13 protein-coding genes and 2 pseudogenes are annotated in these 17,520 nt (G+C 60.7%); 6 read left to right on the top strand and 9 right to left on the bottom strand.

Annotated elements, in window-relative coordinates; all coding sequences use genetic code 11:
• Positions 1 to 29: 29 nt before the first annotated feature.
• Positions 30 to 3,002, bottom strand: a complete 2,973-nt coding sequence (locus G8O24_RS09360) for a Tn3 family transposase (RefSeq protein ID WP_006023681.1) — start codon at positions 3,000 to 3,002, stop codon at positions 30 to 32.
• Positions 3,003 to 3,137: 135 nt separating this feature from the next.
• Between G8O24_RS09360 and G8O24_RS09355 the strand changes: the two genes are divergently transcribed.
• Positions 3,138 to 3,764, top strand: coding sequence for a recombinase family protein (locus G8O24_RS09355; protein ID WP_024342673.1), 627 nt, complete (start codon positions 3,138 to 3,140; stop codon positions 3,762 to 3,764).
• A gap of 444 nt (positions 3,765 to 4,208) precedes the next feature.
• On the opposite strand, the gene G8O24_RS09350 is transcribed toward G8O24_RS09355, so the two are convergent.
• From G8O24_RS09350 to G8O24_RS09315, 8 genes and pseudogenes are all read right to left on the bottom strand, one after another.
• Positions 4,209 to 5,096, bottom strand: coding sequence for a LysR family transcriptional regulator (locus G8O24_RS09350; RefSeq protein WP_006023683.1), 888 nt, complete (start codon positions 5,094 to 5,096; stop codon positions 4,209 to 4,211).
• Between the two features lie 7 nt (positions 5,097 to 5,103).
• Positions 5,104 to 6,105: a phosphonate dehydrogenase gene (locus G8O24_RS09345; protein ID WP_006023684.1), complete on the bottom strand. Its 1,002-nt coding sequence runs from the start codon at positions 6,103 to 6,105 to the stop codon at positions 5,104 to 5,106.
• A 12-nt stretch (positions 6,106 to 6,117) separates the two neighbouring features.
• Positions 6,118 to 6,936 carry a phosphonate ABC transporter, permease protein PhnE gene (gene phnE / locus G8O24_RS09340; protein WP_006023685.1) on the bottom strand — a complete coding sequence of 273 codons (819 nt, stop codon included), beginning with the start codon at positions 6,934 to 6,936 and terminating at the stop codon, positions 6,118 to 6,120.
• Between the two features lie 7 nt (positions 6,937 to 6,943).
• Entirely contained in the window at positions 6,944 to 7,804 is an 861-nt protein-coding gene (gene phnD / locus G8O24_RS09335) for a phosphate/phosphite/phosphonate ABC transporter substrate-binding protein (protein ID WP_006023686.1), read from the bottom strand.
• Positions 7,801 to 8,652: a phosphonate ABC transporter ATP-binding protein gene (phnC, locus tag G8O24_RS09330; protein ID WP_006023687.1), complete on the bottom strand. Its 852-nt coding sequence runs from the start codon at positions 8,650 to 8,652 to the stop codon at positions 7,801 to 7,803. Before phnC ends, phnD begins: the two co-directional genes overlap by 4 nt.
• A 360-nt stretch (positions 8,653 to 9,012) precedes the next feature.
• Positions 9,013 to 9,573 (bottom strand): annotated as a pseudogene (locus tag G8O24_RS09325) (DUF7007 domain-containing protein); the annotation flags it as partial.
• Positions 9,570 to 10,043, bottom strand: a complete 474-nt coding sequence (locus tag G8O24_RS09320; RefSeq protein WP_188098588.1) for a UCP036055 family protein — start codon at positions 10,041 to 10,043, stop codon at positions 9,570 to 9,572. The gene G8O24_RS09320 and the pseudogene G8O24_RS09325, both read right to left, overlap by 4 nt.
• A 91-nt stretch (positions 10,044 to 10,134) precedes the next feature.
• Positions 10,135 to 11,691, bottom strand: a pseudogene (locus G8O24_RS09315) (plasmid partitioning protein); the annotation flags it as partial.
• 183 nt (positions 11,692 to 11,874) lie between these two features.
• Here G8O24_RS09315 and G8O24_RS09310 point away from each other — a divergent pair.
• The 5 genes from G8O24_RS09310 to G8O24_RS09290 form a co-directional block, all read left to right on the top strand.
• A complete protein-coding gene (locus tag G8O24_RS09310) occupies positions 11,875 to 12,591 on the top strand; it encodes a VirB8 family type IV secretion system protein (RefSeq protein ID WP_188098586.1) in 717 nt (238 codons plus the stop codon).
• Positions 12,588 to 13,391 (top strand): P-type conjugative transfer protein VirB9, encoded by an 804-nt coding sequence (gene virB9, locus G8O24_RS09305; protein WP_188098585.1) that lies wholly within the window; start codon positions 12,588 to 12,590, stop codon positions 13,389 to 13,391. The genes G8O24_RS09310 and virB9 overlap by 4 nt, the downstream gene beginning before the upstream one ends.
• A 2-nt stretch (positions 13,392 to 13,393) precedes the next feature.
• Positions 13,394 to 14,743: a type IV secretion system protein VirB10 gene (gene virB10, locus G8O24_RS09300; protein WP_188098583.1), complete on the top strand. Its 1,350-nt coding sequence runs from the start codon at positions 13,394 to 13,396 to the stop codon at positions 14,741 to 14,743.
• Positions 14,706 to 15,764 carry a P-type DNA transfer ATPase VirB11 gene (virB11, locus tag G8O24_RS09295; RefSeq protein WP_188098581.1) on the top strand — a complete coding sequence of 353 codons (1,059 nt, stop codon included), beginning with the start codon at positions 14,706 to 14,708 and terminating at the stop codon, positions 15,762 to 15,764. Before virB10 ends, virB11 begins: the two co-directional genes overlap by 38 nt.
• Positions 15,742 to 17,520, top strand: a 1,779-nt coding sequence (locus tag G8O24_RS09290; protein ID WP_188098580.1) for a type IV secretory system conjugative DNA transfer family protein, incomplete at its 3' end; no start/stop codon positions are given. The genes virB11 and G8O24_RS09290, both read left to right, overlap by 23 nt.

The raw sequence follows: 17,520 nt of genomic DNA, 5'->3' as shown, positions 1-17,520 counted from the left end.
TAAAGGGGCACAGATATACGGCAGGCGGATCATGGGTTGAACGGGATGGCTCGGAACCCGTTTTTGTCGAGAGCCGGCTTTTCTTCCCAGAGGTAATCGCCGGTCAGGTTCACATGCTCCCATGTGAGAGGCGACAGGCTGGACAGCAGATGATCCGGGATAGCCTGTCCTGCACTGCGCAGGGCATCGATGACGCGGCCGATATAGATTGTGTTCCAGTGAATGATGGCGGTGACAACCAGATTGAGAGCGGATGCCCGGATCGACAGGTTTTCCTGACTGCGATCGCGGAAACGGCCGAGACGATGAAGATTGACTGCCCGAACAAGGCTGTTCCGGCTTTCGCCCTTGTTCAATTCAGCGGTAGTTGTCTTTCGCAATTGCTCGTCGTTGATCCAGTCGAGGGTGAAGAGGGTTCGTTCAATCCGTCCCATCTGGCGCAACGCCTGGGCAAGACCGCTTTGCCTCGTTGTCGCCGACAATCGCTTCAGCATGAGCGAGGCGCTGACGGTGCGCGTGCGTAGCGAGGTCATCAGGCGCAAGATATCATCCCAATGCGTCCGGATCAGATCGGCGTCAATCCGGTCACCCATGACATTCTGAAGAATTCCGTATTGTTTGGCCAGTCCGAAGGCGTAGAGGCATCGCCCGTCGAGATCGGGGATGCGCGGCACGAATGCGAAGCCGAGCGCATGACAGAGGGCGAATACAAGATCGCTGACGCCGCCGCCATCGACGTGGTGTCGGACAATATTAAGGCCAGCGTCGGTTTCCAGCAATGCGTCAAGCACGTGAACGGCTTCACTTGCCGTTGCGGCGATGATTTTGGTATGAAAGGGCGCGTAGCGACCAGAGATTGCGGTGTAGAGCTTGATAATCGGGTTGTTTCCATACCTGCCATTGACGCCGCCTGCGACTTCGCCGCCGTCGCCAAGATGGATATGTTGTCCGTCCGACGAGGAAACAGCGTGCGAGCCGAACACTGTTGAGAACGGGGCAGAGTGTTGAGCCTCAACCAGTTTGGCGAGCGCCAGAGCGAATGTCTCCTCGCGAAAATGCCAGATTGCCATCTGCTGTAGCTGGCGGCGCGTGATGCCGGGACAGGCATGCGCCATCTTCGAGAAGCCGAGATTTGTGGCTTCGGCGATCAGCGCCGCATAGAACACCCGCAGATCGGAAGGTGACCGACCGGTCTGGAGGTGCTCGAATAACGAACTGAAGCCGGTCATCCGGTCGATATCGGCCACAAGGTCCGTCAACCGGATTGGCGGCATGGCTGTCGCCACCCGCCTTGCGAACGCGATTGCGGCTTCGGTTTCCGTGCTTCTGACCGCTGGGACCCGCAATCCTTTTGCGCCGATGCGGGTATCGCCTCGACTAGTTTCCAGGCGACGTGTCGCCTCACGCAGCTTTTGATCCAGAGCGTCGGCCTTCTGGGCGAGATAGGTCTCGACATCGATCGGAATCGCGACCGGAATGCGGGCCTCGGCTTTGATGACGGCAAACGTCTGGTGCGAGATCATGTACTCGTCGAGTGCGCGGTAGGCGCGGGAACCCCTGATCCATATGTCGCCGGCGGCAATCCTGTTTTTCAGCTCGACGATGAGAAAGAGTTCCAGCATCTTCCGGTCGATCACGTCATCAGCGCCGACGATTTCCTTGCGCCATCGCGCATTCGCCAGCAGCAACGCCTTGCGGATCCAGGGCCGATCGTTTGATCTGGCCCCTTTCCTCCAGGCAGTTTCCATCTGCACAATAGCTTCAATGATATGTACGTTTCGGCGGTTTCCTTCAAAGGTGAACGAGGCCAGAAATGCAGCCGCGAACCGCCGGATGCGAGCATATTGAGCCGGCAGGTAGGTGATCAAATCATCCTCGCTGCGAGGCCTTCTCACTGCCTTCGCCGAAGCTGTTGCCTGAATGAGCTCTTCCCAGCTCGCGACAGTGGTCACCGCCTCATCAAGAGAAAGCCCAGCTTCGCGTTGGGCGGTTATGGCTTCGCCAAAATTGACGAAGAAATCGAGTGCGGATGTCGCCGACGATGCGGTTTCGAGGAGTTGCTTGTCACGGGCTGCCTCTGCCTGCCGAAAACTCTTGCCAATCAACGTCTCGAACATGCTGATCGCCGCGTCGGTGAGTGCTATTTCCATTTCCAGAAAAAACGCGGCCAATGTCGCGTGACGGCGGCCTGGCCGCATCTGCTCAAAATTCTGGGCAGTCAGACGACGACCTTCCTGTGCCATCCGACGAACACGGTGAGCCGGGATCGCTTGAAGCACATCATTGGGGACACCGACATGACGCACGGCCTCCAGTCGATCTATCAATCCCCGCATGGCCGTTGCCCCGGCTTTACCGGGAGGTTCTCGCAACCAGGATATGCCGCTCTGTTTTGCGCGTCGTCCCGCGCCGAGCAATGTTTCCATCCGAAGAACAAGGTCCGGCGTCAATCTTCCGGCGACATCGGTATACAGCGCCTCCTCGGCTTCAGTGCAAGCCTGCCCCGCCAACCGTTCGAGCACGGTAATGCCGGGAATAATGATGCGCCTCCGCCGCATCTCGTCAGCCAGTGTTGCAACGACAAATTTGTCTTTCGTCGAAGCGATCGCAATGCCGCGTGCAAATGCAAGCAGATCGGCGCGCAACGGGTGTGACAGTTCAGTGAAGCCATAGTGCTGGCGCAGGATGGCGAGCTGCTCATAGCGGGTTGGTGCTCTCCGTGCAAAAGTGGAAAGTGCCTCTGGCTCGATCCCGAGTTGTTCGGCCAGAAACGACAGCGCCACAGAAGGGATGACTTCCCCCCGCTGAATCAGGCGGCCGGGATAACGAAGAGCAGAGAGCTGAAGCGCTAATCCCAACCGAGTGTCATCATGGCGTCGAGTTTCGATAAGATGGCGATCATCGTCATCGAGGCACCAATGCCGGATCAGAGTGTCGTCATCAATGGGAAGAGCAAGGAAATTCTGCCGTTCGGCATCCGTCAAAATCATCCGGCGGGGCATGGGTACTCCGTTCGTCACAAAAAGATCGGAGATAACCGTTCATGGAGCTTACATTGCAAGACGGGTTATGTGACAATCTACAGACTTTGGCGCGACCAAATGAAGAATGTCACACAAACGGACGTATAAATGACATTGTTGATCGGATACGCACGGGTCTCGAAAGCTGATGGCAGTCAAGCCCACGACCTGCAGCGCGACGCCCTGATCAGGGCCGGCGTTCTGCCTGACCATATCTATGAGGATGCAGCCTCGGGCCGCCGCGACGACCGACCCGGTCTTGAGGCATGCCTGAAGGCGCTGCGTGTTGGCGACACACTCGTGGTTTGGAAACTGGATCGGCTCGGCCGTGATCTACGTCATCTGGTCAACCTGGTCGGCGATCTAACCAAACGCGCCATTGGTCTGAAGATATTGGCTGGCGAAGGCGCATCGATCGACACCACCACTACCAACGGCCGACTGGTATTCGCCATCTTCGCCGGGCTGGCTGAGTTCGAACGTGAGTTGATCGTCGAACGGACTAAGGCAGGCCTGGCGTCAGCCCGCGCCCGAGGGCGCAACGGCGGCCGCCCCTTCAAGATGACGCCAGCCAAGCTGCGGCTTGCCGCCGCATCCATGGGACAACCGGCAACCAAGGTGCGCGATCTCTGTGCCGAACTCGGAATTACCCGGCAGACGCTCTACCGGTTTGTCGGGCCAGAAGGCGAGTTGAGAGCCGATGGTGAAAAGCTGCTCAGTCGTCGCAAGCGCGAAACCTGAAGTATGCGAGGGGGACAGCTTCGTGCCTTCTCCGGCCGCTCCCGGACCCCTTTCGGACCTTGGTTCGAGAAAGTTGTACGGCAAGCCATGAGCCACTGCGGCCTTTTCCGGCAGAGGGCAGGAACGTCGCGGTGGAGTGGAATTCTGCGCTTTCGATTGGTTGCCGAGGGCGGCTTGGTTGCCACTTTGCGGACATTCGCCACAGGAGAAGCTAGCCAGATCGACTAAGAAACACGAACCCATGACATGGGTTGATGGAGCTGGGCCGCCTTCAGCTGACCGCAGAGCGCATGCGAAAACAGATCGCCTGTACCCACGCTCTTTGACGTCGCATTTAAGCTCCTCACTCAATCATCGAACCGGTTGAGCGACCGCTTAGACCGTGCGAAATACGCGTTCATGACCAACAAAACGCGCATGTAGCCGATTCGAGAGGCGCTGACGTCAGCGAGCGGATACCGTCTCATTGCAGTGAGCGTTCAATAGATGCTGGGCGAAGGCCGGTATAGGCATGCCCGAAATGCCGGTGCGCCAAGCGACAAACAGGTCCTTTCGTAGCGGCGGGTCAGGGAAGGGTAAGGCACGCAGGCTTCCGGCCCGCACCTCGTCCGATACGGCTGACGCCAGAACTAGAGAGATGCCAACTCCAGCCTTTACCGCCTGCTTGACAGCCTCGGTGCTACCCAACTGTAGGGAAACCCGCGGCATTTGAGCGTGATCGCCGAAATATTTCGCAAGCATCCGCCCGGTCCCGGTGCCAGGTTCGCCGCCGAGAAGCTCAAATGCGGATAACTGAACCGGATCAATGTGGTCTTGAGACGCCAATGGATGATCGGGCGGAACGATGACGACGACGGGCTCGCTTCTCCAGCGCTCGACTTGGCAGCCGTCGCGGTTGTCCCACCATTCCAACACGGCCACATCTATTTCGACATTCTCCAGTTTCTCGACGATGGACGGATTGCGGTCAATCACCATATCAAAAGCCGCTGGATCGCGGCCTTCCAGATATGACCGGACATAGGGCTGCAGCAGATAGATTCCGATATTGGAACTGGCACCGATCCGCGTGCGCTCCCCAGAGACCGCGGCGAGTGCACGCTCGTTAACCCTAAGGATGCTCTGGGCATAAGGCAGAAAGTTCATCGCTTCCCGCGTCGGCTCGCACCCCGTTCGGGAGCGATGGAATAGCAGGACACCCAGCTGCTCCTCAAGCTTCTGGATATGTGATGAGGCCGTCGGCTGAGCGATCCGAAGATATTCTGCGGACGCTTGAAAGCTCTTATGCTTCGCCAGGGCCAGAAATGTCCGCACCCATACTAGATTCAGCATTGCCGATCTAAGCCACTTGTCTCGGATTGTTGACGGCATCCATTGGCGGCTTACCCGAAAGGGCCTGCAGGATATTTTCTGCAGCGCGCAGTTCGATTGCCAAGCGAACTTTCTTAACAGCAGAGCCAATATGCGGGCTGAACATCGTGTTTGGGTGACCCAGCAAGCCCGGAGCGATCTCCCGCGGTCTGTCTTCGCGAGCCCAATCCTCCAGCTCGAACACGTCGGCGGCATACCCGCCGAGCTGACCGCTGGTGAGCGCAGTTAGAACAGCAGCTTCGCTCACGACAGAGCCGCGGCATGGATTCACGAGGTATGCGCCTGGTTTCATCAGGGCGAGCGTCCTGTCGTTGATCAGATGGATGGTGTCTGGGGCCAGCGCCAGGGCCAGGATGACGATATCGGATTCGGATAATACCTCCTCCAGGCTGCGCCGAGCAACACTAGGTCGAGCTTCGCCGCCGGGTGCTGGGATCGGCACCCGGTCGTTGTATAGCAGCGTTGCGCCCCAGCCATTCAGCCGTTCGGCGATGGCTTGCCCAATCGCCCCCATTCCGAGAATACCAATGGCGGACCCCGCGATGCCCAGGCCGAAAAACTCCGGCCGCCAACCGGCGAATTTGCCGCAGCGGACCCTGGCATCGGCCTGGATCATCTTGCGGGTGAGGCCGATGGTAAGGCCGATGGCCAACTCAGCCGTCGGCACGGTCAGGAGGTCAGGCACGATGCTCAGCCAGATGCCCCGGGCCGTACAGGCCGCGACATCGAAGTTATCGTAGCCCTTCAAGGCCGCGCCGATGACCTTCATCTGCGGGCAAGCTGCCAGGAAATCGGCGTCGACCCAGTCCGGCATGAAGGCCATCATTGCATCCGCCGTGCCGACACGGCGGCGAATCTCTTCGCGGGGCAGGGTTTCCATAGTTTGATTGGGAGTGACTTCACAATGGTCACAGAGGAGATCCAAGGTTTCCTGATGCACTTTGTGGGTGATGACGACGCGCGGTTTCACGATGGCCGGTCCTTACTTGAATTTCTTCCGCAAATAGCCGCTCAGGCCATCGACGATTGTCACCATTATCAGGATGACGAGTAAAATGGCGCTGACTTCTTGATACAACATGATTCGAAGCGATCCCATCAGCTCAAACCCAATACCGCCTGCGCCAACCATTCCCATTATCGTGGATGCGCGGAAGTTATATTCCCAGCGATAGACGGATACGTCTGCGAACTGCGATGACACTTGTGGCAGGACGGCGTGGAACAACACTTGAACCGGAGTTGCACCTGCGGCGCGCGCAGCCTCTATGGGGGCCTCATCGACATGCTCAATTGCTTCCGCAAAAAACTTGCCGACCATACCGACCGAATGCAGGCCTAATGCCAGAACGCCGGGTAAAGCACCAAAGCCTACGGCAGCAACGAAAATGATGCCCATAATCAGCTCCGGGACCGAGCGAAGAGCGTTTAGCAGGGTACGGGCGACATGAAATACGATCGTGTGCGGCGACGTGTTCCGGGCAGCAAGAAAAGCCAGCGGAAATGACAGAAGCACCGCTATTGCCGTTCCGGCAATACTCATTGCCAAGGTGTCCACCAGCGGCTTGAGCCACGCGCGCGCATTGGTGAAATCCGGCGGCATCGCCTCGCGGGCCAGCGTTAAGATGGCCGGAACCCCGTTTGCCAGGGTCCCGAAATCCAGAAGACCAACATACCAGAATGCAACCAGCACAATAGCGAGTACCGCAGCAACCTGGGCAGACTGCCGGATCCACGCCCGACTGTACTGATCGAGATAATGGTTTGTTGTGTTGATTGTGGTTGCGCCGAGCGTCGTCATCACGTCCTCACATCGCTCCGAAGTCGATTCCAAGCAACTTTCCCATATCGCGGATCACGTCGTAATCATTGTCCGTGATCGGGGCGAAACCGTCCGCCTTGAAGTTCTTCAGAACTGCGGGGTCCTTCAGGTTCACGAAAGTGGTGCGGATCTTGTCCTTCAGCTCCGGCTTCAGGTCGGAGCGCATCGTCCACGGGTATTGGGGATATTCCTTGCTGTAGGCGATGACCTTGACCTTGCCTGCGTCGACGAGCTTTCTCTCAAGAAGAGTTTTCCAGATCACCTCGGAAAGGCCCCCGACTTCCGCATTGCCGTTGGCGACATTCACCGCAACCGCATCGTGGCTGCCGACGAAGTGCTGCTGGTAATCGCGATCATTCACGACACCGGCTTCCGCCATCAACGTCTTCGGAATCAGATGGCTGGAGGTGGAAGCGCGATCGCCGAAAGCGACCTTCTTGCCCTTGATGTCGCTGAGCGAATTCACATTGGCATTCGCGTTGGCAATGACGACAGAGCGGTAAGTCGGCTTGCCGTCGCTGACCATTGCCGCAAACGGCTCGATATCGGCTTTGCCCTTGGCAAGCACGTACGAGAGCGGACCGAAATAGGCTATGTCGATCCGGCCGAAACGCATTGCCTCGATCATCGACGAGTAGTCTGTTGTCACAACCAGATCGACCTTCTTGCCCAGTTCCTTCTCGAGGTAGTCCTTGAGCGGTTGATTGCGCTTGATCAACTCGGACGCATTCTCATCCGGTAACAGTGCGACCTTTAAAGTCTCTGGATTCGGATTGGCGGCGTGGGCTGGCGCTGCCAGCCCCATGGCAAGGGCGGCAGCAATGGCAAATTTCAGCAGGCGGTTCATAGGGACATCTCCATCTCAGGCGTAAACGGTGGCTGGGCGTAGGCGGGGTTACTCGTCCGGCTGGGTGCGATTGGCTCACGGCGGTGCCCGGCGTATATCGCGGCGAAATTGTCGTCATTGAGCTCATCAGGAGCGCCGTCAAACACAACATGTGCACCGGCAAGGCCAATGATCCGGTCTGCAAAGCGCTGCGCGTATTCCAGCTGGTGCAGCGACACGATGGCGGTGATGCCGTCTTCTTTGCACACCTGGCGAAGCAGTTCGAGGATCTTCTCCGAGGTGGCGGGATCGAGGCTGGCGACAGGCTCGTCGGCCAGAATGATGTTGGGCTGCTGCGCCAGCGCGCGGGCAATCCCGACACGCTGCTTCTGGCCGCCAGAGAGCTGATCGACACGCGTCATGGATTTGTCGGCCAGACCGACGCGCTCGAGGCAGTGGAGAGCCAGTTCCAGGTCCGCGCGGGGCAGCGGGAAGAAACTGCGCAAGGTATTGTGATAGCCGAGTCGGCCGGTGAGGACGTTGGCGAGGGCCGTATGTCGCTCGATCAGCTGATGGTGCTGGAAAATGAGTGCCGTTCGGCGCCGGTGCTGGCGGAGTGCGCCGGTCGGGCCAAGGACACCGAAATCCGATGAGACAATCTCGCCGGAGGTAGGTTTAACAAGGAGGTTCAGGGAGCGCAAAAGTGTCGATTTCCCCGCACCCGACAGGCCGAGTAAAACGGAGAACTCGCGCTGGAAGAAATCGAGGGTGGTCGATCTGAGCGCCACCACTCCGCCTGAATAGGTCACACCGACATTTCTGAGCCGCAACACGTATTTGCGGTCGGTCTCGGCATCGCTGGGCTTCATGGATCACCATCTGTAATGTGAATGACGCAGAGATTGCGTTTCGCAATACAGTAGGGCTCGTGGATGACACTTCGATGTCAAGGTCGCGAAGGTTTTGTGACTCTATCCGTCAGTGAAGTGACCCTTCGCCGCGTGCAAGGCGGACGATGCTGCATTGCGGCAAGGTTGTTACATCCGCAAATGTCTCATTTCCGCGTTCAAACCTAGGTGCTTGTGTTGTGAATGGCGTCTCGTTCCGATGGGCGAGACGAACGGCAAAGTTCCACCCTTCTACGACCTTCGACTGTGGCGCGGAAGCCCGTCGCTGTTCGTGATCTGAACTTTCTACCGTATATCTGTGCCCCTTTAATGTTCAGGGGCCTTGATGGTTCGCTCGGCGCACCGCCGCTCGAAGGAGGTGAAGAGTTGCGGAAAGGTGATCGCAACGATCGCCCATGCGGCGTCCTCTTCGTACCAACCGCCCGTCGCGCGCAGCATGGGGTGGACCTTGCGGTTCCGCTCGGCCGAGAGCTTGAAACCGCCATGCCCCGCAGTGGAGTGCGCGGTGATGCCTTCAGCGTAGACCGTCGCACCCTGCGAGGCACCCCAAGGCGTGCGCGCGCGCGAGTGTTGCTCGACGCGGCCCAGCATCTTGCGCTCACGTTGGTGCTCGGCATTTTCAAGGACGCGAGTACGGAATGCCGCCTCGTCGGCGAGTTCACCGGAATGACCGTAGAAATCCGAGCGCCGCCATTCCGTCAACGGCCGGCTGATACGCCAGGCAGTCGCGAGATAATGCCGGCCGTCACGCGCCGGCAACATGGCAAAGGCGGTGTCGGCGACACAAGCTACGGCAAGACCGTCGCCGCTTCGGCCGAATTCAGTTCTGGGGAACGGGTCGGCCTGCGCGGCCGCACTTTCAGCGGGGAAGGGGGCGGTCATGCTGCCCTCCCTTCGACGGCATTCGCGCCGACCTCGTCGGCCGTCACTTGATCCAGCACCGCGTGCGGATAACCGTGGCGGGTCAGCCACTCTTTTGCGTCGGGTTCGTTTGCGGCGAGATAAACGAGCTCGGCGTCGTCGCCGGCGCGGTCGAACACGCGGACCCAACCGATGGCCGGACGTTCGGCGATCGTGAAATGAAGCATCGAGTCCGACGAGAAGGTCCGGTGGACGCGAATGGCGATGACGCCGCCGGCGCCGTAGTCGGCCTCGTGCAGGGTGAAACACGCCGACAAGGGGATACAGCCGGCGCTGCGACCACCCTGCTTGCGAATGAGGCGCCCTCGGCTGTTGTTGGTCTGCCACGAGGCGAGCTTTTTCCTGAAGCGCGTCGGTGACTGCGGAGTCCCGTCGGACCAGGTGACGATCGAGCCGATGGGTGCGTTGTCGATGATGGTGTGCGCAGACATCGAATCCTCCTTGTGTGCGCGTGCATGGAAACGAAACCGCCGCCGGAATGACCGGCGGCGGCGAACGGTTCGGAAGGAACGGTGCGTGTCGTTACTCGGCTGCCTCCCTGAACGCCTCGGCTTCTTCATCGGAGAGGCCATCACCGTTGGCCGCGATGTCCTCTTCAGCCTCGTCGTCTGCCGACGTCGCGCCCGACGACAACCATTCGGAAAGCTTTGAAGCATCAGGCGCGAAGAGCGCGGAAGGATGAACGAAGTGTCCCTTCTTGAAGTGCTCTACGAGCGCGGCACGCGTGTCCTTCACCCGCTGGCGCGGCAGCACCGGCGTGTCCTTGCAGGATGTTTCGAGGGCAGAACGCGACAGGCAGGAGAGGAAGTGTTCCGAGCCCATGTTGGGCAGGAAGGTATCCGCGCCGATCGTCTCGCCGGCGACCCGCGCGACGATGCCGCTGTTGGTGGCGTTTTCCCGACACGAGAAGACGTCCACCAGCATGGTGCGCGCCGCGACACGCAGCGTGTCCATGTCGAAGGCGAGCTTACCGTCGGCGTCGAACAGCACGACCGCGTTCTTCGCCAGTCGGCTATGGCCGTAGTAGACACCCCCGCCGCCCGTCGTCACCGAGACGTTCTGACCGGCGAAGGCCAGGATCAAGAGCGCCATCAGCAAGTCGTCCTCGATCGGTGCGCGGCCGAGCGCTTCGCGCAGCGCATCGGTGCGGTAATCGCCGGTGATCTCGACGCCCTTGCGCGTGACGTCGGGACGCGTCTTCGAAACGACACCGATGTCGTCGGCGCCGGTATCCGAAGCCGTCGCGCCTTTTCCCTTCGGCTTCTTCGCCACGGGCATGCGATAGTGAGCGGTCTGCACGCGGCCGTCGCGATCGAGATACATCGCCGTACAGTCCGACTTCGCCGGTTTGCCGTAGACGCGTTCCGCCTTCGGCGGCAGCTTCACCTCCCCATAGTTGGTCACTTCGGCGATGAGGCCCTTTTTCGGCAGATTTGCCGTCATCCACTCCTGCTGCGCGCCGAGGAATGCCTCGGCATCGTTGGTGTAGCGACTGTCCTCGTCGGCAGGAGCGAACAGGTCTTCAACCCACTGGATGCCATAAGCCTCGGCGAGATCGTCGCCGAAACTGGCGTGGCGCGCGTACATCCGCGTCTTCTGCAATCCCTGCGCCACGCTCCACCATGAAACCTGCGGATCACCCTTCGACGGCTTGTGCTTCTTCCAGACCTCCTTTTGCTCGTCGGGCGAAGCCGCCGCGATCGTGCGCAGTTGGCGCTCGTCGGGCATGTCGCCCTTCGCCATATGATCGAGCATCGCCGGCAGGACGTTCGCGAGAAGACGGAGCTTCTTGATCTGGCGCACCGGAAGCGCGAGCGCGACGCCGATCGCTTCTTCGGTCCAGCCGAGCGCGACGAGGCGCTCGATCGCACGCCATTGGTCGACCGGATTCAGCGCCTCGCGGGCGATGTTCTCGATCATCGAGCGCATGGCGCCATTATCGTTCGCCGCCTCGTCGACGAGCACGTCGATCTCCTCCAGGCCGGCGGCGATGGCCTGCTTCACCCGGCGATGGCCTGCATTGATGACGTAGCCGTTGCCGCCACCCGATTCCGGCGTAATCACGGGCGGCTGTACGCGCCTTGCATTCCGCAATCCGCTCAACCCGGCCTCGGTCTCACGCCGCGAGGAGCTCGCATCGCGCCAACGGGCGCGCGTCGGTCTTCGCGCCGCGTCATGGGCGCAATCTGCGGAATTTCGGCGACTTGCGGAGCAGTTGCGTAATCCAGGTGTGCCGCCGGCGTCGAGTGGCGGAGGTCGGCCATGATGGAAACCGTGTCAACAGAGCCTGCGCGCGTCGATCCGCGCTACTACGCCGACGGCGCGACCTGGGAACGCGACATCGCGCGCCGCAATCGTAACTCCCGCGCCCTGGCCTGGATCGTCGCCGCAGTGATGACGGTCGTCGCCGTCGGGGTGCTTGGCACCTTGGCCCTGCTGGTTCCGCTCAAGACTTACGAGCCTTATATGGTTGTGGTCGACAAGACGACCGGCTTCGTCGAGGTGAAGCGCCCGATGGCCGAGGGCCCGTTGACGCAAGACGAGGCGGTGACGACATTCAACGTCGTCCGCTACATCAAGGCGCGGGAAACCTATGATCCGCGCGCGCTCAAGGACAACTTTGACCTAGCCGAATTGCTGGCCACCGGCGATGCGGCGCGCGAGCTGACGGAGATCTATTCGCCGGCCAATCCCAACAATCCAGTCAAGGTCTACGGCACCAACACGGTTGTCGCGGTCACGATCAAATCGGTGACGTTCCCGAACAACCGGACCGCGCTGGCACGGTTCTCCACCGAGGAGAAATCGTCGACCAACATCATCACCCGCAACTGGGTTTCGCTCGTTCGCTTCCGCTACACCTCCTCGCCGATGCGCAACGAATGGCGCTTCGACAATCCCCTTGGCTTTCAGGTTCAGGAGTATCGCCGCGATCAAGAGACGGCGCCCTCTCCAGGGATGGGGAGTGCGCAGCGATGATGAAGCGTTACCTCGTCGTCGGTCTGATTCTCTGCATCACGGCGACCGCGGCTCACGCGGAAGCGCTTCCGCGCCCTGGTCGCACCGATTCCCGTGTCCGGAATGTCGTCTACAACAGGGACAATGTGACTGCGATCGACGCCAGCTACGGTACGTCGACGATGATCGAGCTTCAGCCGGACGAGAAGATCGAAACGCTGGCGCTCGGCGATTCGATTGCCTGGAAGGTCGAACCAAACCGCAAGGGCGACATTATTTTCGTCAAGCCGGTCGACAAGAACGCAATATCGAACCTCAACGTCGTCACCGACAAGCGCATCTATTCGTTCCTGTTGCGCTCGAATACGCGGCCGCCGTCCGGTCAGATCTACGCCGTGCGTTTCCGATTCCCCGACGACGAGGCGAGCGCGAAGCTTTTGGCCGAGGCGAAGGAGCGCGCCGCTAACCCCAATCTCAAGGACCTCAACATCGCGAACGCCAACAGCGACTATGGCTACAAGGGCTCCTCGGTGAACAAGCCGGTCGCGGTCTTCGACGACGGGACCAAGACCTGGTTCCGGTTCGAGGGCGAGACGCCGGCGATCTACATCGTCGACGCGGATCGCAACGAGAGCCTGGTCAATTTCCGGACCGAGGGTCCCTACGTCATCGTCGACAAGGTCTCGCCGCAGTGGACGCTGCGCAACGGCCAGGAATCGACCTGCATCTTCAACCGCCGCCTCACCAACGTGCATGAACCGAACGGGCTGGAGCCCTATCGGCCGCAACGTGTGGGTGCGGCCACGACCGTGGGAGGCTAATCATGCCCACGCCTGACGATTACCGCTCGTTTGAACTGGAAGCCACGGCGGCAACCTCCGTCGCCCGCGGTCGAACCGCGCTCGGCAGTTTTTTGAAATTCGGCGTGCCAATCGGCGCGCTTCTTGTCGCTGCCTGGATGATCTACGGAACGGTCGCGCGGCGTTCGCCCACCCTGACGACGCCGGACAAGGAGGAGTTCACGACGACGCAGTTTCCGGCGCCGTCGCTTTCCACCCCTCGTGTGCAAACCAACCAGGGCACTATCGTCATCCCGCAGGCCCCAGCCGAACCCGTCCCTCCACCGCCTCCGGTCGCGCCGCCGCTTGCGCTGCCGGCGCCGCCTCCGCCTGAAGCACCCCTCGCCGGCACGCCACCGAATGACGACGAAGCCCGCCGCCTAGCAGAGCTTGAGCGTCAGCGGCAGGAGGAGGAGCGACGGAAATGGGAGCGCCTTCGGGCTCCGCAGGTCATTGCCGACAACGCCGCAGCATCGGCGAACACCGCAACCCCGGACAATGGCAGCAAGACCGCCACAGGCCCGGAGAACGATCCTAATCGTCGCTTCCTGTCGTCCGTTTCCGCGGCCGGCGTCGAGGTATCGCGCGCGACCAAGAACAACCGGATCGACGCGCTCGTGGCGCAGGGGACGATGGTTCGCGGCGTTCTCGAGACGGCCGTTCAGAGCGACCTTCCGGGCATGGTACGCGCGGTCGTCACCGAGAATGTCTGGTCATTCGACGGAAGGCGGGTGCTGATTCCGGCGGGAAGCCGCCTTGTCGGTGAATATAAGTCAGGGATCGCCCAGGGACAGACTCGAGTCTTCGTGGTCTGGACGCGGATGCTGCGATCGGATGGCGTCTCGGTGCAGCTCGGGTCGAACGGCACCGATGATTTAGGGCGCGCCGGCAACGCCGGCTTCGTCGACAACCATTATCTGGAGCGCTTCGGTTCGGCGATCATGCTCTCGATCGTCGGCGGCGCAGCGCAGTTCTTGAGTGCTTATGGCCAGAACACCAACACGATCGGCAATGGCTCCATCATCACGACGACGGATCCGGTGACAGGAATCGTGACGCAGACGCAAACGGGGATAAACCAAAACCAGTTGAGCCTGCAGGCTCGGGAGATCGCGGCGCAAAACGTGTCGCAGACCCTAACCAACATCGCGCAGCAGGCGCTCAGAAACTCGATCAATATCCCACCAACCATCTACCTCGACCAAGGAACGCGGATCATCGTCTTCGTTCGGCGCGATCTCGACTTTTCGGCGCTCTATCCGGACCCGGTCAAGGAAGCCTTGAGGGAGCTGAAGCGTGAACGTGCTGGCGCGAAGTCTGACGGTCTTCATTGACCGCGCACTCGATCCGATCCGCTCCTGGCTCGATGACGACCATGTCGTCGAGATTTGCGCCAACGGTCCGGGCGAGGTTTGGGTCGAGCGCTTCGGGCAGGCCGCAATGGAGCGGCACGAGGTGCCATGCCTGACGGAGCACGCCATCCGGCACCTCGCCGAGCGGGTCGCTGGACACTCGGGCCAGAGCGTCAACGAGGAGCATCCATTGCTCTCCGCGGCGCTGCCGACCGGAGAGCGCTTTCAGGGCGTGATGCCGCCGGCGACGACGGCGGGAGGCGCGTTCGCGATCCGCAAGCAGGTCATCAAGGAAATGCGGCTTGACGATTACCGCAAGCTCGGTTCGTTCGAGAAGGTGACGACGGCGGGGGAGGGCGCGTTGTCGGAAACCGACCGACAGCTCTGCGAGCATCTCGACGCCGGCCGCATCGAGGACTTTATCCGGCTCGCCGTGGTCAGCCGCTACTCGATCTTGCTCTCGGGCGGGACGAGCTCCGGAAAAACAACGTTCCTCAATGCCATCCTCAAGGAGGTGCCGATTGAGGAGCGCATCATCACCATCGAGGATACGCGTGAAGTTAACCCGATCCAGAAAAACTACCTGCCGCTCGTCGCTTCCAAAGGCGATCAAGGAGAGGCCCGCGTCACCGTTGAAACGCTGCTGCAGGCTTCGATGCGGTTACGGCCCGACCGCATCTTTCTCGGCGAAATCCGTGGCGCTGAGGCCTACTCATTCTTGCGCGCCATCAATACCGGGCATCCGGGCAGCATCACGACGGTGCACGCCGACAGCCCTGCCGGCGCCTTCGAGCAACTCGCCTTGATGGTGATGCAGGCCGGGCTCGGCCTGCGCCGCGACGAGATTGTCGGCTACATCAGGTCGGTGCTGCCGATCGTCATTCAGCAGACAAAGGTCGGCGGATGGCGCGGCACATCGGCGGTGCATTTCTCGCGCATGGTAGAATGGCAGGAACAGCGGACCACTGGGAAAGGCCGTCATGGCGCGCGTCGTCGCTTATAGGATCGGCGTCGCGATCCTGCTGCTGCTCGCCTTCTGGCTGCTGTGGAGCATGGCCTATGAGATCGTTGTTGCCCTGCGCTGGGCGCCGGGCCGCTTCCCGAGTGAGGGCACCACCCGCTGGGCGCTGTTCCGGATGCAGAACGCCGATCGCTCCGCCGACTTCTTTCTGATCGCCTGGCGTCATTTCTACAACCGACTCCTGTTCCCAGGCACCCAACTCGAAGCACTGATCCGCGCCGGCTATGCGGTGGCCACTGTTGGCGCGATCGGACTCGCGGGGGCGCTGTTCGCGGTCATCAACCGCCGCCAGATGCCGTATGGCGCCGCCCGCTTCGGCACGCTGATGGAGGCGGCCAAGAAGGGCCTGACCGCCAAGCGCGGGATCGTGCTGGGAACACTGAACGGCGCCACGCTCCGCTCGGACGAGCCCGCACATATCCTGGTCGTCGGACCATCACGCTCCGGCAAGGGCACCGGCTTCGTCCTCCCGAACGGCTATCTTTGGCAGGGTTCGGCCGTGTTCTTCGATCCGAAGCGCGAAAACTTCGAAGCGCTTGCAGAACATCGCGCCGCGATAGGCAACAAGGTTTTCATGTTCTCGCCGGGATCCAACGACACGCATCGCTACAATCCGCTCGATTTCGTGCGACGGGACGAGCGGATGGCCACGGACTGTCTGGTGGTGGCGTCGTTCGTGATCCCGGAGAAAGCGGACGACACATGGGCCGGCGCGGGTCGGCTGCTGCTCTCGGCGTTGATCGGGTACGTGTTGTCGTCGCCCCTGATCGCTGGCGCCCAGCACATGCGCACGGTCGCGCGCATGACAACCACCGGCAAGGATATCTCCTCGGTGCTGCGCGCCATCGTGAAGACCGAACGCCAGCACTTACCGGCATGGGTGGTCGACAGCTTCAACCAGTACATCGCGTTGGAGCCCGAGACCCGCAACAGCGCCGTGTTCAACGTCAATATGGCGATGTCGCTGTGGAACAACGGCCTCATCTCTGCGGCGACGGAAACATCCGATTTCGACATCCGCGAGCTGCGCCGCCAGCCGATGACGATTTTCATCGGCTGCACGATCGCGGAGTTGTCGATCTTTCGCCCACTGATCAAGATCCTGTTTCAGCAGATCCACGATCTGATGATGGTGAAGATTCCGGGTGACGACGAGCCGCATCAAGTGCTGCTCATGCTCGACGAATTCTACCATGTCGGCCGAATGGACTCGTTGATCTCGAAGATCACGATCAGCGCGGGATATGGCTTCCGGATGGCGATCGTGATGCAGGACATTGCGCAGCTCGACGAACTCTACGGCAGGAACACGCGCATCACCACAGTCTCGGGCTCGCAGATCAAGCTGTTCATCCAGATCAACGATCTCGAAACCTCGGACTTTGTGTCCGAGATGCTCGGTGAAACGACACAAGTCTATAAAACGCCGATCCAGCGTCCAGGACAGGGCATTTTCGCTCCGCGCGTCTGGGCACCTCACTATACACCGCGCCCGCTGCGCAGCCCACTCGAACTCCGCGAGATGTCGGCCCGGCTGTCGATCCTGATGGTCAAAAACTCCCGCTCGTTCGAATTGACCAAAATCCGGCACTATCTCGATCGGCCATATCGGGCTTTCTATGAAAGGGCGAAAGGTTCGCCTCCGGTCCTGCCCGCGTTACGCGAGTGGCGTGATGAGCCATTGGGAGGCGCAATCAACCCGGCGTCCGAACAGCAAGAGCCAGCCGATGCGCCAACA

Source organism: Bradyrhizobium campsiandrae, assembly GCF_014529705.1.
In the GTDB taxonomy this organism is placed as follows: Bacteria; Pseudomonadota; Alphaproteobacteria; order Rhizobiales; family Xanthobacteraceae; genus Bradyrhizobium; species Bradyrhizobium campsiandrae.
Note: the sequence above shows the minus strand (reverse complement) of the source record. Positions and strands in the feature narration are given on the sequence as shown.